Genomic DNA, 22740 nt, shown 5'->3' on the forward strand with positions numbered 1-22740 from the left:
CCGAGTGAGCCCAGTGAGCCTAGTGACAGGAGGCAGCGCGCCATGCCCACCGCCGCATCGCCCGCGCACAACGTCAGAGAACTCTTCAACACCTACGCCACAACTTTCGCCACTCGCGACGTGGACGCGATCGCCGCGCTGCACTCGCCCGGAACCCAGTTCTGGCTGCACAACGGCGAGCAGCCGGTTCAGGGTCGATCCGCGCTCCGCGACAGCTTCGCCTTGCTGTTCGCCCAGTGGCCTGACCTGGGATTCGACATCCACCGGGTCATCATTGGTGAGCGGCACTGGGTTCTTGACTGGGCTCTCACCGCTGTTCTCACCGACTCCGGCGGCAACCGGCGGCCGATCCGCTTCGACTGCCTCGACGTGGTCACGCTTGACGAGAACGGGCTCGTCGAACGCAAGGACACCTTCATCGATCTTCCTCAGGCGCAGGCAGCGCTGACCGCCGTAGCGGCCGGGTCCAGGGGTCATTCATGACGCCAATGGCCGGTGCGGTCCTGCGCAACCCGATGACGCTCGCGCACGGCCCTTGTCACCAGGTGGCACTGCTTGCCAGGGTGCCGCACTCCCGACTGCACCGCCACATATTCGCCACGTTAGGTATTCGTACAGTTACGGAGGTTGTTTGTTCGGGGCGTGAGGAGTTGGGCGTGGGCAAGCATGAGGGCGCGACAAGCGCACGTACGAGGAGTTCGATCCGCCCAAGGACGAGGACAACAAGGGGGACGGGGGCGGCACAGGAGATGGCCGACACAGCAGCGGGAAGCGGAGGTGACGCCGCCGGACCTCGACAACCGCATCAGCGGCAAGATCAACGCGATAAGCGGTAATCGAGAGCCGGTCACCGGCACCCTCGAGGAAGCGCTGAAAGCCGTGCCGCGGCACCTGTTCGTGCCCTCGGTGGGGCTGGCTCTGGCCGATGACGGGCCTGTGCTCATCGATTGGCGTAGCGATCCAGACGCGTGGTGGGCGGCCGTCTACGGGCCGGCCGCCATCGTGACCCAACTCGACGAGGGCGCGACCGCCCTCCGCGCCACGGAAGGCCGCTACAACTGCTCCAGCTCAGCCCTCGGTACCGTGGTCGGCCTGCTCGGACTGCTGAATCCCCGGCCTGGGCACCGCGTGTTGGAAGGAGGTACCGGCACGGGCTGGACCGCCGCATTGCTGTCACATCTGGTCGGCGAGGACGGCAGCGTGACATCTATCGAGGTTGATGAAGGTCTCGGTGAGCAGGCGGCCAAGTCCTTGGCCGCGGTCGGGGCGCAGCCGCACCTGATCGTCGGTGACGGCGCGGCCGGCTGCCCTGACCGGGCACCGTACGACCGGGTACACGTCACGTGTGGCATTCACACCGTGCCGTACGCCTGGATCCAGCAGGCCGCTCCCGGTGCGGTGGTCGTCGCACCGTTGTTGACGTTCTTCCGGCCAGGGTGTCAAGCTCGACCTGGCTCGGTCGTCGAGATGGCGGTGGAGCGCTGGGATGTGAGTCACCGGTTCAGGGCCGGTGGTTGACACCGCATCGTTGCGCCGCTCGACCGGTGCTGGGCCATGTCCGGATGGCTTTCGCGAAAGGTCGGCAGGCGATGAAGATCGCTTTCTTGGGTGATGTCCATGGTTGTGTGCTGCACGCGCTGGGTGCGGTCGTGGCGCTGCGGAAGCGACGGGAGCTCCGGCTCGACGCCGTGATCCAGGTCGGCGATCTGGGCGCCTACCCGTCGTTCGATCGGTGGGACGAGGCCAGCCGTCGGTTCGGCCGGGATCATCCCGCTCAGGGGGACTTCTTCCGGCTGCTCGATCCGTCGCCGGCCTTCGCCGAGGGGGTGCGCTCGGCTCTCGGGCGGGTCCCCGGTGTGCTGTTCGTCAGCGGCAACCACGAGGATCACGACTGGCTGGCATCCTTGCACGACGCGGCGGGCGCCGAGGTCGTGCCGGTGGATCCCCTCGGCGCCTACCTCCATGTCGCCTGCGGGAACGTGGTTGAGGTCGCCGGGCAGCGCGTGGCGTTCCTGGGGCTTATCGAGGTTCCGGGGAAGATGGATCTGGACGAGAGCGCGTACGCGCGGCTGATGGCGGTCAGACCGGGTGACGTGGACGTCCTGGTGACTCATGACGGCCCGTACGGGATCTCACGCGACCGGCGCGGGAACGTACAGGGCTCGGCGAAGCTGACCGCACTCATCGAGCACCTGCACCCGCGCCTGCACGTCAGCGGCCACTACCACCACCCCAACGGCCCCCGCCGCTACGGCCGCACGACCTCCTACGCGCTCGCCCAGTTGGTGCGGCCCAAGACCACCAAGTGGGAGCCGGAGCCCATCAACCCCGAACAACGGGTGACAGCTGGGAGCATCGGCCTGCTCGACACCGAAACCGGTGACTTCGAGTACGTACAAGATGATTGGCTGGCCGGTATCAGCGGGGACGCGTTGGACCTCGCCGAACTCATCGCAGTCCACTCCTGAAGCACGGCGCGATCAGGAGATGGACGACCAGGCGCGCAGGGAGCTTGCGCAGCCGCCGCTCACTGCACCCGCACTTCTCGATTCGGCGGCTCGTCTCCCCACACCGCGCCGACGAGCCCGTCCGGCGAGACGGGTCGCCCGTCGGAAACCGAGGCGGCGAGCCGCGTTCCTCCGCTGACCGGGCCGCGGCCGGTCAGCGTTCGGCCGCGAGGGTGACGCCCAGACCGATGAACACGCTCCCGGTCGCGGCGTCGATCCGGCGGCGCACCGCCTGGCGGCCGCGCAGCCAGCCGCCGATCCGCCCGGCCAGCACGCCGACCGTCGCGTCGGCCAGGAACTCCAGGACGATCAGGACGGCGCCGAGGACGGCGAACTGCAGCCAGACCGGCCCCGCCGCGGGATCGATGAACTGGGGCAGGAAGGCGACCATGAACGTGAACGTCTGCGGATTGGCCATGGAGGAGACCACGCCGTTGAGGAAGGCCCGCCGACCGGACATTCCGCGGCTGGCCGGATCGTCGGCCTGGCCGTTCTTGCGGTTGCGGATCATCTGGACGCCGAGGTAGATCAGGTACGCGGCGCCGGCGAACCGTAGCACCGTGAAGACGACCGGGAACGTCGTCAGCAGCACGGCGAGCCCGGCGGCGGCCGCGGCGACGTACAACGCGTCACCCGTGATCACGCCGGCCGTGGCCAGCAGCCCGGCGCGGGGCCCACCCCGCAGACCGCATCCCAGGACGAACAGCATGTCGGGTCCGGGGGTGATCAGAGCGACGATGGTGGTCGCCGTGAAAACGGCGAGCAGGTGCGGATCGATCGGCATGCGATGATCTTTCCACCTCCAGTGTCGGCGCACCGCTTCGGGGACGCCGCTCGGGGGGTGCCAGAGGCGCCAGGCCAGCTGTCAGGCGGCGTAGTGCGGGTAGCCGTAGCCGACGACCTGGGAGGTGGGACGGACACGCTGCTCGACCTTGCCGTTGCCGGTGTTGCCCTCGATCGTGGAGATCGTGCCGTCGCCGTTGTCCTTGACCACGAAGCCGACGTGGCTGATGGAGCTCAGGTCCTTGCTGCCGCTCCAGGAGTAGAAGACCACGGCGCCGGGCTTGGCCACGGTGCCCCAGCGCTGGTTGGCGGCGAACCACTTGGCGTGGGCGACGGTGTAGGCGTCCCAGCCGACCTGGGAGCGGGCGCCGGTCTCCTCGCCGACCCAGGAGACGAACATCGAGCACCAGGCGGCGTTCAGGTAGTCCTGCCTGCTGCCGCCGTCACGCTGGACGGTCTCGGCGGCGCGGGCCGAGTTCATGTACCACTTCTGGAACTTGGTGCCGCCGCCGTTGGCGTCCTCGGACGTGCCGACCTGGGCCTTGGCCAGGTTCAGGACCTGCTGGGCGGTGACGTTCACCTGGGCCTCGCCGTTCCTGCCGCCCTGCGCGGAGGCGGGGGCGGCCTGAGCCGCGGTGGGGGTGTGCCCTGTGGAGGCGGTGGCGGCGTTCGCCGCGGTGTGGGCGCCGAGGGCGGCGGCGGTGAGGGTCGCGCCGAGCGCGATCTTGGCATAGCTGATCTTGGGGGTGCGGATAATGGTGATTACTCCTTGCTTCCATTCCGCTTACCGGGTTAGCTGACGGGCTCGGGCGTGGAAGCTGCCCTACGGCACGTTGACGTGCCGATTAGCCCCGATCGAGACATGGGTCCCCGGTCCCGCGCACAGGCGGGTTCAGCGGTCACAGGTGATTGCCTGTGATGCATGCGATGGGTATGACGTCCGTACTCGGACTTTGGCGGCGCGGCCAGAGGGATACTCACTGTCTAGGCCAGGCGCACAGATGGGTACAACGCACCCCTGACCTGGGTAATTCCATCGCCATGAAATCGCCATGCCCAGCCCGGCCGGCTCGTCGATCCGTCAAGTAGCGGGGGTGTCTTGTTGAAGTCGCGCCAGGGCGCGTCTGGAAAAGGTTCGCGTACGGTCTGTCGAATTCGCCTCGCCCGTCCGACGTAGAGGCGTACCGACCGGACAGACGGCCAAGGAGACCCTCATGCCCCAGTACGCGATCCTCATCTTCGACAACGCCGGAGCCGGCGACTACACCCCCGAGCAGCAGGCGGCGAGCCAGCGGCACGCCGACGACCTCGTCGACTCCGGCGCCATGATCGCGGCCTACGCGCTGCGGTCCGCCGACACCGCCACCTCGTTGCGCGGCGACGTGGTCACCGACGGGCCCTTCATCGACGCCAAGGAAGTCATCGCCGGCGTCTGCGTCATCGAGGCCCCCGACCTGGACGCCGCCCTGGACCTGGCGCGTCGCAACCCCGCCGTCCAGTGGGGCCGTGGCGGCGTCGAGGTGCGCCCCGTCGCGGGCGGCATCGCGCCCACCGCCCGATGACGGCCGCGGCGGACGCGGGCCAAACCGACGCGAGCCAAACGGAGGCGGGCCAAACGGAGGCGGGACGGGCGGACGCGGGTCAGGCGGTGGCTGACGCGCATCGGCGCGAGTGGGCTTTCGTGCTCGCCGCGACCGTGCGCGTCGCGCAGGACCTGGACCTGGCCGAGGAGTGCGTACAGGAGGCGTACGCCGCGGCACTGTCGGCCTGGGAACGCGACGGTATCCCCGCCAACCCCGCGGCGTGGCTCACCACCGCGGCCAAGCGCCGGGCGATGGACGCGATCCGCCGCGAGCGGACCTTCCGGTCGAAGCTGCCACTGCTGGTGGAGTCCGACGAGCTCGCTCCGCGCAGGCCGGCGGACCGTGATGAGGCGGACGCGGTGGAACTGGAGGATGCCGTACCCGACGAACGGCTGCGGCTCATCTTCACCTGCTGTCATCCCGCGCTCGCGCAGGAGGCGCAGCTCGCGCTCACGCTGCGGCTGGTGTGCGGGCTGCCGACCCCGGACATCGCCCGGGCACTGCTGGTGTCGGAACAGACGATGGCCGCCCGCATCACCCGGGCGAAGAAGAAGATCTCCGTCGCCCGCATCCCCTACCGGGTGCCGCGCCCGGCGGAGCTGCCGGACCGGCTGGCAGCCGTACTCGGCGTGCTCCACCTGCTGTTCACCGCCGGGCACACGGCCCCCTCGGGCCCCGCGCTCGTGCGCGCCGACCTGGCCGACCGCGCGCTGCACCTGGCCCGCGCGCTGCGAGAGCTCATGCCCGATGAGCCAGAGGTACGAGGGCTGCTGGCACTGCTCGTGGTCACCGACGCCCGGCGCGCGACCCGGACGGACGCTGACGGCCGGCTGCTGCGCCTTGAGGAGCAGGACCGCTCCCGGTGGGACCGCGGCGCGCTGGCCGAGGCGCACGAGCTGATCGTGGCCGGCCTGCGCGGTGGCCGCGCCGGGCGCTACCTGCTGCAGGCGGCGATCGCCTCCCTGTACGCCGAGGCACCGTCGTACGAGCAGACGGACTGGGCACAGATCGTGGCACTCTACGACAGACTGCTGGCCCTCTGGCCCTCACCGGTGGTCGCGCTGAATCGGACCGTGCCCGTGTCGATGGCCAAAGGACCGGCGACCGCACTGGCCCTGGTCGAGGCGCTGGAGCAGGATGGCCGGCTCTCCCGGTACCAGTACCTGCCGGCGATCAAGGCGGACCTGCTCCGGCGCCTCGGCCGTACGGACGAGGCGGCGACCGCGTACCGGCAGGCGCTGGAGCTGACCGACAACGAGGTTGAGCGGGCCTTCCTCACCGGGCGTCTAACTGATCATGATCCGGGCAGGACCTCGCTTGTCCTACGTCTCGGCGTACTACCTCGGCCGGTTGGGCGATGACGAGGCCCGCGACAACGACGGCGCGGTCATCCCTGACCGCGGCTGATGCCGCCTTCACTTATCGGTGTTCGTGTCCGCGGGCACGACCTCGCCGACCGTGCCCAGCAGGCGGCGCAGCTCGTCGTACTCGATCGGGCGCCCGAGCCGGAGGGCGGCGTACTCGCCTGCGGCGCCGCCCTGCGCGGCGAGTTCGGCGCACGCCGCGTGCCACTCGTCGTGGGCCTTCCGCACGGCCTGGGCCGCGCCGGGGCTCTCGAGGTCCGACAGGTCACGGAGCCGGACATAGGTGTCATACGCCTCACGCTCGGCGGCGGATCCCTCGGCGGGCGGCGGCAGCCGCTCGCCGAGCAGTTCGAGGAAGACCCTGGAGCGGCCCAGCTCGGAGAACTGCCAGGCGGTGACCGCGGTGCCGCCGTCCCCGAGTGCCTGCGGCGTGGCCGAGGCGAACAGCCACACGCCCAGGTCGTACAGGCCGCTGATCGAGCCGCCCGCGCTGATCCGCAGATCAGGGCTGAGGGCGCGCCCGCGCACGTCCTCCGCCGAGCGCACCGCCTCAAGCAGGCTGTCCCTGGCCACCTCCATGTCGCCCACGGACCTGGCGAGCTGGGACAGTCCCGTCAGCGCGTTCATCTCCCATGTCACCTGCCCGGCCGCGCGGGCGCGCAGCGCGGCTTCGGTGAAGAGCGCGGCGGCCTCGGCGGGGCGGCCTTCAGTCACGAGATCGTCGGCGCGCAGCGCGAGGTCGCGGATGGGGTTGCCCCAAGCGGGGAAGGGCGCGGGAGTGCGCCGGGACAGCCACGAGCGCAGCTGCTTGTCCAGGTTCGTGTGCCCGCGCACGCCCATCAGCAGCGCGAAGGGATGGGTGTTGAACGTGAGCGCCTGCTCCTGTCCCCAGGCCAGCCGCTCCCGGATTCCGCTGCGGCGGATCGCCATGGCCCGCGCCTCCAGCCGGCGTGCGCCCTCCTCGTCGCCGCGCTGCTGCGTGATCACCGCCAGGCCCAAGAGCGCGTTTCTACGCAGGTACGGGCTGTCATCCGGCGAGAGAAGCTCGTGATCCAGGTCCACCGAGCCGAGACCGTGCCTGGTGATCAGGCGGCTCCAGGCAGTGTGCCGGGCCTGGGCCGCCATCCGCGGCAGGCCCAGGGCGGAGAAGCGGCGGGCGCACTCCCGCCAGGTGGCCAGCACCTCGTCCTCCAGCCCGAGATACTGGTAGATCTCCGCCCGCAGCCACAGACAGCAGGTGCGCTGGATCTCCTGGTGCCGTGCCAGCCGCCGGGTGGTCCGCGGCACGACCTCCTCGTCGACCAGGTCCAAAGCGAGCTCGGCCAGCTCGACACGGCGCAGCGCCGCCTCGGCGGACACGGAGCCGACGGTGAGCCGCGCGTCCAGCAGCAGCGCGGAGATCAACGCGTAGTCGGGCCTGCGGCGGCGGGTCAGGAAACCGTCGTAGAGCCACTCACCGAGATTCACGGCCGTGATCACCTGTACGTCCGAGTGTTGTGCCTGGGGAGTGCCGACAGCGATCCTGTGGAGCGTCTCGACCGTCTCCACCAGGCACAGGGCGAGCGCGGGCACGGCCAGCCGGGGGTCGGGGTGCGCCACGTACGCCAGCAGGAACGGCGTCCACGCGTAACGCAGCAGCACGGTCGCCAGCACCGAGCAGAGCGCCAGCGGGGCCCGCAAGGGTTTCGGCGGCCTGGCCACGGCACGGAAGGTGCCGACCCCGACCTGCAGCAGCAGCACGGCGGCCACCAGGAACACCCCGTTGAACGCCGTGGCCCAGGCCGTCGTCGCCCAGGCCGAGGCCAGCCACTCTCCGGCAGGGGAGAAGACCAGCAGCGTGCCGGCCGCGAGCACGATGATCTCTCCCCAGCGCCGCAGCCGAGCCCGCTTGCGGACCAGGCCGCGCCAGGCCGTCATCCTGCCCGCCACGTGCCCGCTGACCAGCAGCCCGGCCAGCAGGGGCAGCCAGGCGGCGCCCCCGCCCGTGCGGGCCGCCGCCCACACGCCGAGCGCGGCAGGCGTCACGCAGGCGACCCGCCGTGCCCACGCTGACACCCGGTCGGCCCGCCCCGGCGGCCGGATCAGCAGGCCATGATCAGGTAACGCCCGCTTGTCACCCACTGGAGGGATTTCCCCGCGAACGCCGCTGTTCACGCCCGATCACGAATGCGTATCTCGCCCTTCTCAGAGCGATCCGGTGGGGATAACTTCTGCGTGGCGGCGGAAAAACCAGCGCGGAGGGCCATGCCAAGGCGTTTGCGTGTCCGGACCGGCGACCCCTGGACGCCCAACCTTGCCCGTGCGCGGCGGCGCCTGGCGCGCGGGCGGCCGCAGGACGCGGCCCGCGAATACCGGCAGGCGTGCAGGCTCGCCGACGGCAGGCGCGCCGATCCGCTCGTCAGGTCCGCGCTGCGGCAGTGGCTCGGGCTGGCGTTGCTGAAGGCGGGGCGCGGCCAGGAGGCGTTGCGGGCGCTGGTCCAGGCCTGTGAGCTGCTGGGCCATGACCCCGGGGCGGCGGAGCAGTACGCGAGCACCCTGGACACCCTCGGCCTGATGCAGCGCGACCTCGGGCAACTCCGCGCGGCTGAGGAGTCCCACCGGAAGGCCGTGGACCTGTTCAGGCGGGCCGGTTCACGCGAGGGCACCGTACGCGCCGCCGTCAACCTCGCCGTCGCGGTCAAGGACCAGGGGCGCCTCACCGAGGCGCGCGGGCTCCTCGCCGGCATCGAGCCCGCGGCCCGCGACTGCACCGACCCGGCGCTGCTCGGGCACACGCTGCTCACTCTGGGCCTCGTCCACGAGCTGCTCAATGAACCGGCACCGGCGGAACGGCTGGCCAGACAGGCGGCCGAGGCCTACCGCGCGGCGGGAGACAGAGAAGGCGAGGCGGCCGCCACGCACAACGTGGGCCGTTTGCTGGACACGGGCGGGCGGCACCGCGAGGCCATGGAATGCTTCACCACCTCCCTGACGATCAATTTGGAGATCGGCGCCGAACTGGGCGTATCCGACGACCTCGGTGCCATAGCGTCGCTGTTCCAGCTCGCCCGCCAGTACGACGAGGCCCGCCGTGTGCATGAACGGGCGCTGGACATCCAACGCGGGGCGGGCTACCGGCGCGCGGTCGTGGCCACCCTCTGCGACCTGGGAGTGCTGGCGCGCGACCAGGACGACCTCCCTCTCGCGCGCCACCACCTGCAGGAGGCACTGCGGGAGGCCGAGACGCTCGCCGACCCGCACACCGTCTATCAGACGCGCGTCCTGCTGGCGGAGATCAGCATGCTGGAGGAGGACTACGCGCAGGCGCGCGTGGCCTACCTGGCCGCGGCGGAGGCGATGGGGGACGCCAGGGGGGCGCTGCTCGACGAGGCGGACGCCGTCACCTACTTCAGCGAGTCCCGTCTCGACGCCCCCGGCATGCTGGTGCGGCTCTCGCTCCACCTGGGCGACAGGGCGGGCGCACTCGAATGGGCGGACGCCGCGCGCGGTCAGGAGCTCGTACGCAGGCTGGCCTGGACCGCCCTGGCCGCACCACCCGGCGCACCGGCGACGATCCTCGCCGAGGAGGCCGAGACCCGCCGCCTCCTGAGTGCGCAGGAGGCGGGCTTGCGGTCCGGTGGATCGGCGGACGCGGCGCTGCTGACGGCCTACAGGCAGAACTTGTCGCGTCTGCACCAACTGGAAAACCAGCTCGCCGAGCTGACTCCCGAGTACGTGTCGATGCGCCGGGGAGAACGCCTCGGCTGGAACGGCATCACCGCCCTGCTGACTCCGGGCCCTTCACAGGACGGGCCAGAGGGGACCGAGGCCATGGCTCGTCTGGTGCTGGCCGAGTACCACGTGACCGACCACGAGACGTACGTCTTCGGCGTGACGGCCGACGCGCCGGAGCCGCAGGTCGTCACCGTGGACGTGACCCGAGCCGAGCTTCGCGAGCTGGCCGGGGCCGCCGGGGACACCCTGGCCCGCGACAGGGCCGGCCTCGGCGCGCACCTCGCGGACGAGCGACTGGTGCGGCTGCTCGCGCCGGTGGCCGAGTGGGCCGAGCCGGGGGACGTGGTCTACCTGGTGCCGCACGACTCCCTTCACCTGCTGCCCCTGCAGGCCGTGCTCGTCGAGGGCGTCCCGCTGATCGAGCGCAACCCGGTCGTGTTCGTGCCGTCGGCCTCTGTGCTGCGCTACTGCCAGGCCAAGCGGAAGGCCCGCCGCGCGAGCGCGCTCATCGTCGCCGCGCCGCCCGAAGAGCATCCGCTGGCCTTCGCCAGGGAGCAGGCGCTGGCCGTGTCGCAGACGCTCGGCGGCCAGGAAGTGCTGGCGGCGGGCGATGCCTCCCGCGAGAGCCTGCTGGCCCGGTTCGCCGAACCCGGGCAGGCGCCGGACATCGTCCACTTCGCGACTCACGGCGTATTCGACCGAGAGGACCCGATGCGGTCCGGGATCGAGCTCGCGGGCGGCAGACTGACCGCGGCGGACATCCTCGGGCTCCGGCTCGACGTGGACCTCGTGACGCTGGCGGCCTGCGAGACCGGCATGAGCCAGAGCCGCCCAGGAGACGAGCTGATCGGCCTGACCAGGGCGCTGCTGTACGCGGGCGCGCCCTCGGCACTGGTCGCCCTGTGGCGCGTGGACGAGCTGTCGACCAGCATGCTGTTCGGCGAGTTCTACGCGGCGTTGCGGGCCGGCTCGCCCAAGGCCGAGGCCCTGCGCAGGGCGCAGCTGTGGCTGCGCGACAGGACGATCGCCGACGTCCTTGACTACGCGCGTGGCGCCTGCCTGCGCCTGGCGGGCGACCCCAGGGCGCTGGCCGCCGTCCGGCTGGAGGAGGCGCGGCTGCGCCTGGCGGCGGGCGACTACTCCGCGGCGGCCAGTCTGTTCCGCGACCTCGTCGCCGGCCCCGACCTGAACGAGGAGCAGCGGCAGGGCGCGGAGGTGGGCATGCTGCAGGCCACGCTCGTCATGGACACGGGCACGGACGCGGGGGCGGCACCGGACCTCGGCGTGCCCGCGTTCGCCGATCCGTACCACTGGGCGCCGTTCACGCTGATCGGCGACTGGCTCTGATCACGGCAGGAGGGGGAAGGTGTGGAGCGGCAACGGGCGGTCGAGGAGTTGATGACCAATGACTTCACCGTCGCGGAGGTGGCGGACAACGGGCCGGGGTTCACGGTCCTGCTCGGGCTGGACGGTGAGCCTGCCGGGCTCACCGGCGCGGGCAAGCGGGGACCGGCCTGCGTCGTCGAGGCGGACACTCCGTTCGGCGACGTGCTCGACTCGGCCGACCTGCTGCACGCGTTGGTGTCCGGCAGCCCAGGCCTGGTGATCGTACGGGGGAAGGACGTCGTGGGCGTGCTCAGCGCTGAGGCGATCAAAGGGGAGATCGTTCGCGACACCGCCTCCCGCCTCGTCTCCGGACGGCAGCTCGGCGACGCGCAGCCTTACGGCAGGCGGGCCGCGCCGGGCCCCAGCCGCATCCAGTGCAAGACCTGCGGCGCGACGAACACCTTCCGCCGCTTCAGTCAGGCGGCCGCCTACACCTGCCAGCACGGGGATCACGACTTCGTCCCCTACTGGAGCGCCTGACATGGGCGGACTCGTCGAAGCGGCGTCGGGGGTGGTCGACCGCCGGTTGCTCACCACGACGTTCCTGCCGGTGCTGGCCTTCCTGAGCGCCCTGGCGGCGGTCGCCGTCGCGGGCGTGGGCTGGGCCACAGCGGCCCGCTGGTGGTCGGGGCTCGGCGCGGAGGTGCAGGTCGTCATGTCGGGGCTGGTCCTCGCGGGCGCGCTGCTGATCAGCCAGCTCGTCGCCGTGCGGCGGGTCGGGCTGATCCGGGTCTATGAGGGTTACTGGGACGGCCTGCCGTACGGAGAACGGCTGGCCGAGCGGTGCCGGCTGCGTTTCATGGCATCCGATGACCAGCGGGGCTCCCTGTATCCGGTGGACGAGTCCCGGCTGATGCCGACCGCGCTGGGCAACATCCTGCGGGAGGCCGAGGACCACAGCCGCGACAGGTACGGCATCGACGGGGTGACGGCGTGGCCGCGCCTGTACGCGACGCTGCCGGACACCTTCCGGCAGACGTTCGCGGCGGCTGCGGGGGATCTCGACCTCATGGTCACGGTGAGCGGGCTGGGGCTGGCGTTCTCGCTGGCGGGCGGGGCGCTCGGGGCGGTGCTGCTGCCGTGGCACTGGGCGCTGGGGTGCTGCTGGGGCGGGCTGGTGGTCGCGTGGTGGGGGTATCGGGGGGCGGTGTGTGCCGCTGAGCCGTACGGGGAGTTGTTCCGTTCGGCGTTCGACGTGTATCGGTGGACGTTGCTGGACACAATGGGGCTGCGGCGGCCGTCCGAGTACCGTGGCGAGCCGGAGCAGTGGCGGCAGCTGGACAAGCTCTGGGTGATCGGGGCGGCCGACAGCGAACACGCCACCAGCCTCGGCTACCCGGCCACCGAGCCCATGCAGCCCCTTTTGGACCCCTCCGGATCCGCCCCGAAGTCCGTTGAGCCCGCCCCGAAGTCCACCGAGCCCGTTCCGGACCCCGCCGGGGCTTCGGTGAGTGCCTCGGGGGGCGGGCGGAAGGCACGACCGCTGCGGTTGGGCCCGTGGCTGGTGGCCGTGGCGACCGTCATGGGGATCCTCGTCGTCGCGGGCAACCTGGCCGTCCGATCGCCGGGCGGCTGGGTGGCCGCCCGCACGCTGCACCCGTACCAGGTTCTCGCCGCCACCGACGTGAAGGGCCCGTCCGCGGTCGGCGCGGTAGGCCGGTACGTGCTGCGCCAGATCGAGGAGGGCAAGCAGGTACCCCCGGAAGCCCTGGGCCCTCGTCTGCCACGCGGCGCCGTCGACGGCAAGACCGTCATCACCCTGCGCCCGGGCCCCGGCCATCTGTACGCCGACGCGGCCGCCCGGGGCACGACGGCCATGCTGCGTCTCGTGCTCCCGCCCGCCACATCGGCCGAGAAGGCGGAATCCCTCACCTTCTCCGGCGTCACCGTCCTCGACCTGTCCGGCGGCGAGCCACGAACGGGCCTGGTGATCGCGCTCTCCGCCGACCGCGTCGAGGAACTGCTCGGCCACGTCGTCGGCAGCGATGTCTACCTCGTCACCACCACCAGCTGACCGAGTCGAGGGCGGTGGGTGCGATCCCGCAGAATCGCCGTCACCGATGTCCGAGGTGGGTGGGCCAGGGCCGAGGAAGGCGATCAATCCCCGGCCCTGGCGCGCGTGAACTACGCGAGGCCCAGCTGAGCCTCGAAACGACCCTCTTCGAGGCGCCGCTTCACGGTGGTCAGGAAGCGGGCCGCGTCGGCGCCGTCCACGAGGCGGTGGTCGTACGTCAGCGCCAAGTACACCATCGACCGAACGGCGATGACCTCGCCCTCAGCGGTGTCGATCACGACGGGACGCTTCACGACGGCGCCGGTGCCGAGCATGCCGACCTGCGGCTGGTTCAGGATCGGCGTGTCGAACAGGGCGCCGCGGCTGCCCGTGTTGGTCAGCGTGAACGTGCCGCCGGTGATCTCGTCGGGCGTCACCTTGTTGGCGCGGGTGCGCTCGGCCAGGTCGGCGGTCTTGCGGGCGAGGCCGGCCAGGTTGAGGTCGCCGGCGTTCTTGATGACCGCCGCGATCAGGCCGCGCTCGGTGTCGACCGCGAGGCCCAGGTGCTCGACGTCGAAGTAGGTGACCTCCATGGTCTCGTTGTTGATCGTGGCGTTGAGCTTCGGGTGCTGCTTGAGCGCCTCGATGGCCGCCATCTCGAAGAACGGCATGAACGACAGCTTGACGCCCTCGCGGCGCAGGAAGTCGGCCTTCGCCTGGTCGCGGAGCCGGGCGATCTTGGTGACGTCGACCTCGACGACCGTGGTGAGCTGGGCCGCGGTCTGCAGCGACTCGACCAGGCGCTTGGACATGGTCTGCCGCAGCCGCGACATCTTCTCCGTACGGCCGCGCAGCGTGGTGTCGACCTCGACGGGCTCGGGAGCGGCGGCGACCGGAGCCGGCGCGGCCTGAGCGGGCGCGGCGGCGGGAGCCGGAGCGGCCTGGGCGGCGGCGGGAGCCGGCGCGGCGGCCTGCTCGCGCTGCGACTTGGCGGCCTCCAGGACGTCCTGCTTGCGGATGCGACCGCCCACGCCGGTGCCGGTGATCGACTCGAGGTCGACACCGTGCTCGTTGGCGAGCTTACGCACCAGCGGCGTCACGTACGGGCTGTCACCCGAGGACGGCAGCGGGGTCGGCTCGGCGGCGGCCGGAGCCTGCTGGGCGGGCGCCGGAGCGGCCGGAGCCTGCTGCACCGGCGCGGGAGCCGGAGCCGGAGCGGGCGGCGGGGCCTGGGCAGGAGCGGGCTGCGGGATCGAGGAGACCGGCGCGGGAGCCGGGGCCGGCTCGGGCTCCGGCTGCGGCTCGGGCTGCGCGGCGGGCGCCGGCGCGGCCTCCTGCGTGGCGGCGCCGCCGGCCTGGCCGTTCTCGTCGATGACGGCGAGCTCGGCGCCGACCTCGACGGTCTCGTCCTCAGCGACGACGATCTTGGTGAGGACGCCGGCGGACGGCGACGGGATCTCGGTGTCGACCTTGTCGGTCGACACCTCGAGGAGCGGCTCGTCGGCCTCGACGCGCTCGCCCTCCTTCTTCAGCCAACGGGTCACCGTGCCCTCGGTGACGCTCTCGCCGAGCTGGGGCATCTGTACAGAGACCGGCATCGTTATCTTCTCTCGCGTTCTGATTTCGAGGGCTTGAATTAGTTGTGTACGTGCAACGGCTTGCCGGCCAGGGCCAGCATCGCCTCACCGACGGCCTCGGACTGGGTCGGGTGGGCGTGGATGAGCTGGGCGACCTCTGCGGGCAGCGCCTCCCAGTTGTAGATCAGCTGACCCTCGGTCACGAGCTCGCCGATGCGACGGCCCACCATGTGGACGCCCACGACGGGGCCGTCCTTCTGGGCGATGACCTTGACGGCACCCGCGGTGCCGAGGATCTGGCTCTTGGGGTTGCCCGCGAGGTCGTAGACCTGTTCGACGATCTCGATGCCGCGCTCGGCGGCCTGAGCGGACGTGATGCCCACCGAGGCGACCTCGGGGTCGGAGTAGGTGATGCGGGGCACGCCCGCGTAGTCGATGGCGGGCGGGTTGAGCCCGGCGATGTGCTCGGCCACCATGATGCCCTCGGCGAACCCGGCGTGGGCCAGCTGGAGGGTCGGGATCAGGTCGCCGATGGCGTAGACGCCGGGGACCGAGGTCTGGCAGTGCTCGTCGACCACGACCGCGCCGCGCTCGATCGCGATGCCCTGCTCCTCGAAGCCCATCCCGGCCGAGACGGCGCCGCGGCCGACCGCGACCAGCAGCAGCTCGGCGTCGAGGGTCTTGCCGTTGGCGAGCGTGACGACCACACCGGTGTCGGTGGTCTTGACGCCCTCGAAGAAGACGCCCAGCTCGTACTTGATGCCGCGGCGGCGGAAGGCGCGCTCGAGCAGCTTGGAGCTCGACTCCTCCTCGGTCGGCAGCAGGTGGGGCAGCGCCTCGACGATCGTCACCTCGGCGCCGAAGGAGCGGTAGACGCTGGCCAGCTCGACGCCGATGACGCCGCCGCCCAGCACGATCACCGAGGAGGGCACGCGGTCCATCCTCAGCGTGTGCTCGCTGGTGATGACGCGCTCGCCGTCGATGTCCAGGCCGGGCAGCGACTTGGGCGCGGAGCCGGTGGCCAGGACGATGTGGCGGCCCTCGTAGACCTCGGAGCCCACCTGGATCCGGTGCGATCCGACCAGGCGGCCCTCGCCTTCGACGATCGTCACGCCGGCGCCCTTGAGCAGGCCCTGCACGCCCTTCCAGGCGCGGGTGACGATCTTGTCCTTGAACGCGTGGACGGCCGGCACGTCGATGCCGTCGAACCGGGCCTTGACGCCGAACGTCTCGCTCTCGCGGGTCTCGTCGGCGACCTCGGCCGAGTGCAGCAGGGCCTTGGTGGGGATGCATCCCCTGTGCAGGCAGGTGCCGCCGATCTTGTCCTTCTCGATCAGGGCGACCGTCTTGCCCAGCTCAGCCGCCCGTAGCGCGCAGGCGTATCCGCCGCTGCCGCCTCCCAGGACGACGATGTCGTAGGCCACAGTCAGGCTCCTTGTCGGGGTGTTCGTGATGCCGTCATCTTTTCATTTGTTTCAGATGCTCGCGTGCCGCTCGGCCAGTCCGATGAGCGTGCGGGTGATGGCCCCGGTGCCGCCCTTCGGCGTGTAGCCGTGCGGCTCGCCCTTGTTGAACGCGGGTCCGGCCATGTCGATGTGCGCCCAGCGCACCCCGTCGGGCACGAACTCCTTCAGGAAGATGCCCGCGGCCAGCATGCTGCCCCAGCGTTCGGGCTGGAGGTTGGCGATGTCGGCGATCGGGGAGTCGAGACCCTTGCGCAGCTCCTCCGGCAGCGGCATGCCCCAGGCGCCCTCGCCCGCGGCGCCGGCCACCTCGACGACCAGCTCGCGCACGGCGTCGTCGTTGGCCATGACGCCGGCCGTGCGCCAGCCGAGTGCGACGATCTGCGCGCCGGTGAGGGTGGCCACGTCGACGATCAGGTCGGGGGAGTCCTCGGCGGCGCGGGCGATGCCGTCCATGAGGACCAGGCGGCCTTCGGCGTCGGTGTCGAGCACCTCGACGGTCTTGCCGCTGTAGCTGTGGATGACGTCGGAGGGGCGCTGCGCGGTGCCGCTGGGCAGGTTCTCGGCCAGGCAGAGGTAGCCGACGACGTTGACCTTCGGGGCCAGACGGGCGACACCGATCAGGGCGCCCAGGACCGCGCCCGCGCCGCCCATGTCGGATTTCATCCAGTCCATGGAGGCGGACGGCTTGAGCGACAGGCCGCCGGAGTCGAACGTGATGCCCTTGCCCACGTACGCCAGCGTCTTGGTGGCCTCGGGGTGGGTGTAGGAGAGGCGGACCAGGCGGGGCGGGTTGGCCGAGCCCTGGCCGACGCCGATGAGGCCGCCGTAGCCGCCGTCCTTGAGCTGCTTCTCGTCGAGCACCTCGACGCTCAGCCCGGCCTCGCCGCCGCGCTGCTCGGCGATCTCGGCGAACTTGGCCGGCCACAGGTCGGAGGGCGGCGTGTTGACCAGGTCGCGGACGAGCGTGACCGACTCGGCGAGCACGGAGGCGCGGCCGGCGATCCCGTCGGATCCATCCGCTTCGTTCGCCGACAGTACGGTGAGGTCGCCCACGGGCGCCTTCACCTCGCCGTTGGTGCGGTAGCGGGAGAACCCGTAGGCGCCCAGCAGCGCGCCCAGCGCCACGGCCTCGGCCTGGTCGGCCGATTCGGCGGGCAGGAGGAGCGCGGCGCGGGCGGTGCCGGCGAGGGACCGTACGGCGGCGCCCGCGGCGCGGCGTAGCGTCTCGGCGTCGGCGGAGTCGCCGAGACCGACCGCGACCAGCAGCGGAGCGGTGATGGCGCCGAACACGGGCACCTTGGCGAGCTCTCCGGGCTTGCCGGAGAAGCCGACGGCGGTGAGCGTGGCGGCGAGTCTGCCGCCGAAGGCCGCGTCGAGGGACTCGGCGCCCGTAGCGGGGCGAGGGCCTTCGGGGCCGGACCGGAACCCGACGATCAGCGCGTCGGTGTCGAAAGAGACTGGATCTGCTGAGTTCAGCCGCACAGTGGTCACGTAAACCGATGCTATCCAGGGTTTAGAGGTACTCACAAACAGGGGTTCATCCTACCATTCGCCGACGCGCGCCCAGGGCGACTTGGTGCTAGTGTCATTAGCACCATGTTGCTGACTCTGGACCTCAACGACGCGCGACCCCTGCACGAGCAGGTGGCCGGCGCGATCCGCCGTGCCATCGGCGAGGGCTCGTACGCGCCGGGCGACCGGCTGCCACCCGCCCGCGACCTGGCCGAGGCGCTCGGCATCAACCCCAACACGGTGCTGCGCGCCCTGCGTGACCTGCGTGACGAGGGGCTGCTGGAGTTCAGGCGGGGGCGCGGCGTGAGCGTCGCGGGCCGCGCCGACGGGCGGGCGCTGCTCCTGCAGCGGGCCCGCGAACTGCTGGAAGAGGCCACGAGGCTCGGCTACCGCCGCGAAGACCTCATCACGATGCTGGAGGAGCTGCCATGAACTCCCGATTCGCCGCCGCCGCTTGGGGGCTGATCGTCGCCGCCGCGCTGGTCGCGGCGCCACTCGCGATGCGCGGTCGGCTGCCCGACCCGCTGGCCGCGCACTGGAGAGCGGGTCTCGTGCCCGATGGCGAGCAGTCGTTCACCGCCTTCCTGATGGTGAGCGTCGTGACCTGGGGTGTGGCCTGGGCGGTGCTGTTCGGGGTCGCGGTGAACGGGAAGGCGATGGAGCGCAGGCTGAGCCGGATGTACTGGTGGGGGTCCCTGGCCGGGATGAGCGTGTTCGCGCTCGGCATGAGCGGCGCGACGCTGCTCGCCAACCTCGACGCGCCCACCTGGCGGGAGGCGGACCTGGAAGGCCGCACCATGCCGGCCGTCGTCGGCGTCGCGCTCGCCGCCGCGCTCCTGGCCGGCTACCTCGGCCGTGGCGGGCTCGACCAGCGCCCGCCCGCGGGCGAGGAGCCGCCGCGGCTGCGGCTCCAGCCGGGACAGCGCTCGGTATGGGTCAGCCGCATCACCAACTCCTGGCTGACCGCCATGAGCATGGCCGCGGCCGTCGCCCTGGCCGTGGCCGGCGTGCTGGCGATCACTGGAGTCCTGGCTGGTCTGCCAGCCGGGGGTACGGTGCCCGGGCTGGGCATCGTCCTGTTCGCCGGACTGCTCACCTCGTCGCTCACCGCCCGGGTCACCCGGGACGGGCTGGCGATCGGGTTCGGGCCGCTGGGCTGGCCGGTGCGGCGGATCCGGCTGTCGAAGATCGACAAGGCGTGGTCCGAGCCGCGGTATCCGAGCCAGGTCGGGGGCTGGGGCCTGCGCGGGCTGCCGGGCAGCGCCACCATCATGCTGCGGGGCGGCGAATGCCTGATCATCCGCTACCGCTCCGGCGGGCAACTGGCCGTGAGCATCGACGACGCCGAGCGCGGCGCGGCCCTGATCAACGCCTTGATCGCGGAGCGGCCGGCCGTACAGGCGTGACGCTCTCCCAAGGGGTACGAACGGCCGCGTCCATCAGCGGAGCACGGCGCAGATCGTGAGCGTGGTGGCCATGAAGGGGTGGCGTCGGTCAGCCGAACACGGCGCAGACCGTGAGCGTAGTGGCCGTGGCCGTCTCGACGAGGGCCCCCAGCACGTCGCCCGTGACCCCGCCCAGGCGCCGCCTGGCATGGCGGAGCAGGAGCAAGGCCGCCGCGAGCCCGGCTGCCACGCCGAGGGGAAGGACGTACACCATCCCTTGTCCCGCCACCAGGCCGAGGCCCGCTGCCGCCGCCAGGGTCAGGGCGGTGACCGCCCAGGCGGCGCCCGGCCGTACCGTGCCCGCGACCAGCGCGCCGAGCCCGTCGGGGCGGGCGGCGGGAACGGCCGACCGGCAGGCCCAGGTGAGCGCCAACCGGCCGGTGACGCAGGCGATCACCAGGGCGGGCGGCCCGAGCCCGGTCAGAGCGGGCGGTTCGAGCCCGGAAAGCGTGGTCGCCAGGGATGCCGACCCGAGCCCGGACAGCGCGGTTGTCTGGGTTGTCGGCGCGAGCCCGGAAAGGGCGGTCACCTGGATGAGCAGCGTCAGCACCAGGGTGATCACCCCGAACGGCCCAATATCCGACTTTTTCATGATGTCGAGCGCCTGAGGGGCGGGCTTCCCGCTGCCCAGCCCGTCCGCGAGATCGGCCAGGCCGTCCAGATGCAGCCCCCGCGTCAGTACGGCCAGCAGCCCGACCGCGAGCGCCGCACCCAGCAACGGCGGCCCCGGGAGCAGCAACGGCAGACAGGCCACCGCGCCCAGCACCAGCCCGATGGCCGGGGCCAGCACCATCGCCCGCCCCGCCACTTGGCGATCGACCCGTGTCACCCGGACCGGGAACACGCTCAACGTCCCGATAGCGAACCGCACCCCGTCCATCACACTCTCCCTACGGTCGCCGACGCGTGCACGGACCAGGCCCAAGACGCGCGCGCTCTCCCTATGGTGTCGGCGTGTCCACGGACCGGGGTCAAGTAGCGCACGTCACGGCGCCCAGCCCGGTGAACCGGAGGAGCGTGCCCCTGGACAGACCTCAGCCGCAGATGGCGGGTGGGGCTCACCGGGCCGGCCGTAAAAATAGCAATAACACCCACCCATCGGACGCTGAGGGAGTCCGGGGGCGGCCACTAGGGTGGCCGGATGCACGTTGTTGAACTCGAAGGCGTAGGAGTCCGGGTCGCCGGCAAGTCGCTGCTGAGTGCGGTCGACTGGCGAGTGGAGTACGGCGAGCACTGGGCCGTGCTCGGGCCCAACGGTGCCGGCAAGACGACGCTGCTCTCGCTGGCCGCGGCCGTACGGCACCCGACGGAGGGCACGGTCAGCGTCCTCGGCCACCGGCTCGGCCGGGCCGACGTACGCTCGCTGCGGCGCCACATCGGCCTGGTGGCCTCCAGCCAGCGGCTGATCGACGAGGAACTCCTGGAGGAGGAAGGCGCCACCGCCCTCACCGTGGTGCTCACCGGCCACACGGGCACGAGCGCCCCACTCTGGGACAAGTACGGCGACGCCGAGCGGGACCGCGCACTGCGCCTGCTGGGGGACGTGGGCTGCAAGGACCTGTCCGAGCGCCTGTTCCGGGTGTGCTCCCAGGGTGAGCGGGCCAGGATCAGGGTGGCCAGATCGCTCATGGCGGACCCGGCGGTGCTGCTGCTCGACGAGCCGTTCGCCGGCCTCGACCTGCCGGCCCGCGAAGACCTCATCGAAGCGGTGGAGGACCTGGCGACGACCAGGCCGGTGCTCACCACGGTGACGGTGACCCACCGCCTGGAGGAGGTACCCGCCACGACGACGCACGCCATGCTCATGCGCGACGCGCGCGTCCTGGCGTCGGGGCCGGTCGCGGACGTCCTCACGCCCGCGAACCTGTCCGACTGTTTCGGCCGTTCCCTGCACGTGGATCGCATGGAGGGTCGCTGGTACGCCAGAGCGATTCGCCACTAGCCCGGTCATACGCCAGAGTCGTCCGCGGCCGTGCCAGACCGTACGCCGGAGCGGTCCGCCGCCCGCCCTGGCCATACGCCGGAGCGGTCCGTCGCCGGGCCGATCCGGACCGCACGCGGGCGTCGCGTATCTCCGGTGTCACAGACGCACTGGGCGGCCGGCGATCACCAGGGCGACATATTCGGACTCGTCGGCGAGGCGCTCGTTGAGCCGCCCCAGCTCGTCCCTGAACGCCCGCCCGCTGGCCGTGGCGGGCACCACGCCCATGCCCACCTCGTCCGACACGGCCACGATCCGCTGGGTCGTACCCCGCCACGCCGCCACCAGCTCATCGCACCGCGCGGCGACCGGCGCCCGATCGCCGTCCCAGGCACCACACTCGTCGAACACCGCCGCCAGCCACGTGCCCAGTCCGTCGACCAGCAGCGGCGTCGTCGCCGCGCGGATCGTCCCCGCCAGGTCGGTGGTCTCCACCGTCGCCCAGTGCGCGGGCCTGCGCTCGCGGTGGGCCCGTACCCGCGCCGCCCACTCACCGTCGCCTTCGCCGCGCGAGCCGGTGGCGACATAGGTGACGTACGGGTCGGCGGCCAGTCGTAGCTCAGCCTCCGCCGACTTGCCCGAACGGGAACCGCCCAGCAGCAGAGTTCTCCTCGGCTGTGCTGGAGCCTGTGAAGCCGGTGGGACGGCGAGTGTGGTGTCGAGCGTCGTCCCGTCCGGCACGGCTCGTACGCCCCACAGGGCGAGCCGCCGTGACAACTCCTCCTCGGACCTGACCCGGTGGTCCAGGCCGACGGCCACCACCTGGGTGCCGTCGGCCACCAGGCCCGCCCGGCGCAGGAGCCCGATCCGCTCGGGCCGGTCGAGCGGATCGATCAGCACGATGTCATACGGGCCAGCCGGGGACGCCGCCGCCTCCGGGGTCGCTGTCACGTCCGGGACCGCCGTGGCATCCGGGGTCGCCGTCGCGGCCGAGAGCGTTGCTGCGTTCGGGGTTACTGTCGCGGCCGGGAGCGCGTACAGCAGGCGGGTGCCATCGGGGCCCTCCAGGCCGTGACTGTCGGCCAAGGTCCGGTAACCGGGCGGCTCGTCGTCGAACGGGAAGCGCGCCACACCGTCGACGACGAGCTCGAAGGGTCGTCGGTAGCCGGAGGGGAGCCCAGCACATGAGGCGCACGGGCAACCCGGTTCCGGCCAGCCCGTGGGACTTGCGGTACCGGCGAGAAGGAGTTTCACCAGGCCGAGCGTACATAGAGCCCGGCATCCCGGCCTGCGGCGGAGATGCCGCTTTTGGCGGGCTGAGGGTCTTGGGGTTGGGGGTGGCCTGCGGTGGAACTGCTGGTGGTGAGTGGCGGCCCCTCGACGAGGCGCCGTCCAGCGAGGCGTCGGCGGGTGAGGCGGGGGCGGGTAAGGCGGGGGTGCCGAGGTCGGTGCCGGTGCTGGCCCTCCGACGAGCAACCGCCCGCGGAGG

Annotated in this window: 19 protein-coding genes and 1 riboswitch; of the genes, 11 read left to right on the forward strand and 8 right to left on the reverse strand. The window is 71.7% G+C overall.

Annotated elements, in window-relative coordinates; all coding sequences use genetic code 11:
• The first annotated feature begins 42 nt into the window (after positions 1 to 42).
• The 3 genes from AB0C30_RS18100 (at position 43) to AB0C30_RS18110 (ending at position 2468) form a co-directional block, all read left to right on the forward strand.
• The gene (locus AB0C30_RS18100) at positions 43 to 483 is read left to right on the forward strand and encodes a nuclear transport factor 2 family protein (protein ID WP_357944863.1); all 441 of its coding nucleotides are present in this window, start codon (positions 43 to 45) and stop codon (positions 481 to 483) included.
• 294 nt (positions 484 to 777) lie between these two features.
• Complete coding sequence (locus AB0C30_RS18105) at positions 778 to 1518, forward strand: methyltransferase domain-containing protein (protein WP_357944865.1); 741 nt, start codon at positions 778 to 780, stop codon at positions 1516 to 1518.
• Positions 1519 to 1589: 71 nt separating this feature from the next.
• Complete coding sequence (locus tag AB0C30_RS18110; protein ID WP_357944868.1) at positions 1590 to 2468, forward strand: metallophosphoesterase; 879 nt, start codon at positions 1590 to 1592, stop codon at positions 2466 to 2468.
• A gap of 193 nt (positions 2469 to 2661) precedes the next feature.
• Here AB0C30_RS18110 and AB0C30_RS18115 read toward each other — a convergent pair whose 3' ends face one another.
• Both AB0C30_RS18115 and AB0C30_RS18120 read right to left on the reverse strand, forming a co-directional pair.
• Positions 2662 to 3291, reverse strand: a complete 630-nt coding sequence (locus tag AB0C30_RS18115) for a LysE family translocator (protein ID WP_357944871.1) — start codon at positions 3289 to 3291, stop codon at positions 2662 to 2664.
• Between the two features lie 81 nt (positions 3292 to 3372).
• Entirely contained in the window at positions 3373 to 3870 is a 498-nt protein-coding gene (locus tag AB0C30_RS18120) for a CHAP domain-containing protein (RefSeq protein ID WP_357944874.1), read from the reverse strand.
• A gap of 186 nt (positions 3871 to 4056) precedes the next feature.
• A riboswitch (cyclic di-AMP (ydaO/yuaA leader) is annotated at positions 4057 to 4198 on the reverse strand.
• Between the two features lie 306 nt (positions 4199 to 4504).
• Here AB0C30_RS18120 and AB0C30_RS18125 point away from each other — a divergent pair.
• Positions 4505 to 4852, forward strand: coding sequence for a YciI family protein (locus AB0C30_RS18125; RefSeq protein ID WP_357944876.1), 348 nt, complete (start codon positions 4505 to 4507; stop codon positions 4850 to 4852).
• A gap of 86 nt (positions 4853 to 4938) precedes the next feature.
• Positions 4939 to 6234, forward strand: a complete 1296-nt coding sequence (locus AB0C30_RS18130) for a sigma-70 family RNA polymerase sigma factor (protein ID WP_357944879.1) — start codon at positions 4939 to 4941, stop codon at positions 6232 to 6234.
• Between the two features lie 54 nt (positions 6235 to 6288).
• Here AB0C30_RS18130 and AB0C30_RS18135 read toward each other — a convergent pair whose 3' ends face one another.
• On the reverse strand, positions 6289 to 8358 hold the full coding sequence (locus AB0C30_RS18135) for a hypothetical protein (RefSeq protein ID WP_357944882.1): 2070 nt from the start codon (positions 8356 to 8358) through the stop codon (positions 6289 to 6291).
• 123 nt (positions 8359 to 8481) lie between these two features.
• Here AB0C30_RS18135 and AB0C30_RS18140 point away from each other — a divergent pair, with 123 nt between their 5' ends.
• From AB0C30_RS18140 to AB0C30_RS18150, 3 genes are read left to right on the forward strand one after another with little or no spacing between them, the layout of a single operon-like run.
• Positions 8482 to 11298, forward strand: a complete 2817-nt coding sequence (locus AB0C30_RS18140) for a CHAT domain-containing tetratricopeptide repeat protein (RefSeq protein ID WP_357944884.1) — start codon at positions 8482 to 8484, stop codon at positions 11296 to 11298.
• 21 nt (positions 11299 to 11319) lie between these two features.
• Positions 11320 to 11817, forward strand: a complete 498-nt coding sequence (locus AB0C30_RS18145; protein WP_357944887.1) for a hypothetical protein — start codon at positions 11320 to 11322, stop codon at positions 11815 to 11817.
• A 1-nt stretch (position 11818) separates the two neighbouring features.
• Entirely contained in the window at positions 11819 to 13351 is a 1533-nt protein-coding gene (locus AB0C30_RS18150; protein ID WP_357944890.1) for a hypothetical protein, read from the forward strand.
• 110 nt (positions 13352 to 13461) lie between these two features.
• Here the strand turns inward: AB0C30_RS18150 and sucB are convergent, their stop codons facing one another.
• The 3 genes from sucB to AB0C30_RS18165 are packed head-to-tail and all read right to left on the reverse strand — an operon-like array spanning position 13462 to position 17864.
• Complete coding sequence (gene sucB, locus AB0C30_RS18155) at positions 13462 to 14928, reverse strand: 2-oxoglutarate dehydrogenase, E2 component, dihydrolipoamide succinyltransferase (RefSeq protein ID WP_357944892.1); 1467 nt, start codon at positions 14926 to 14928, stop codon at positions 13462 to 13464.
• Between the two features lie 38 nt (positions 14929 to 14966).
• Positions 14967 to 16331 carry a dihydrolipoyl dehydrogenase gene (lpdA, locus tag AB0C30_RS18160; protein ID WP_357944895.1) on the reverse strand — a complete coding sequence of 455 codons (1365 nt, stop codon included), beginning with the start codon at positions 16329 to 16331 and terminating at the stop codon, positions 14967 to 14969.
• 51 nt (positions 16332 to 16382) lie between these two features.
• Positions 16383 to 17864 (reverse strand): leucyl aminopeptidase, encoded by a 1482-nt coding sequence (locus AB0C30_RS18165; RefSeq protein WP_357944898.1) that lies wholly within the window; start codon positions 17862 to 17864, stop codon positions 16383 to 16385.
• 105 nt (positions 17865 to 17969) lie between these two features.
• On the opposite strand from AB0C30_RS18165, the gene AB0C30_RS18170 reads away from it, so the two are divergent.
• A complete protein-coding gene (locus tag AB0C30_RS18170) occupies positions 17970 to 18317 on the forward strand; it encodes a GntR family transcriptional regulator (protein WP_357944901.1) in 348 nt (115 codons plus the stop codon).
• Positions 18314 to 19291: a hypothetical protein gene (locus AB0C30_RS18175; RefSeq protein WP_357944904.1), complete on the forward strand. Its 978-nt coding sequence runs from the start codon at positions 18314 to 18316 to the stop codon at positions 19289 to 19291. The genes AB0C30_RS18170 and AB0C30_RS18175 overlap by 4 nt, the downstream gene beginning before the upstream one ends.
• An 88-nt stretch (positions 19292 to 19379) precedes the next feature.
• Here the strand turns inward: AB0C30_RS18175 and AB0C30_RS18180 are convergent, their stop codons facing one another.
• Positions 19380 to 20210, reverse strand: a complete 831-nt coding sequence (locus tag AB0C30_RS18180) for an adenosylcobinamide-GDP ribazoletransferase (RefSeq protein ID WP_357944907.1) — start codon at positions 20208 to 20210, stop codon at positions 19380 to 19382.
• A 261-nt stretch (positions 20211 to 20471) separates the two neighbouring features.
• Here AB0C30_RS18180 and AB0C30_RS18185 point away from each other — a divergent pair, with 261 nt between their 5' ends.
• A complete protein-coding gene (locus tag AB0C30_RS18185; RefSeq protein WP_357944910.1) occupies positions 20472 to 21272 on the forward strand; it encodes an ATP-binding cassette domain-containing protein in 801 nt (266 codons plus the stop codon).
• A 138-nt stretch (positions 21273 to 21410) separates the two neighbouring features.
• Here AB0C30_RS18185 and AB0C30_RS18190 read toward each other — a convergent pair whose 3' ends face one another.
• Entirely contained in the window at positions 21411 to 22505 is a 1095-nt protein-coding gene (locus AB0C30_RS18190) for a bifunctional adenosylcobinamide kinase/adenosylcobinamide-phosphate guanylyltransferase (protein WP_357944912.1), read from the reverse strand.
• Between the last annotated feature and the right edge of the window lie 235 nt (positions 22506 to 22740).

Source organism: Nonomuraea sp. NPDC048901 (assembly GCF_040649695.1).
Lineage (GTDB): Bacteria > Actinomycetota > Actinomycetes > Streptosporangiales > Streptosporangiaceae > Nonomuraea.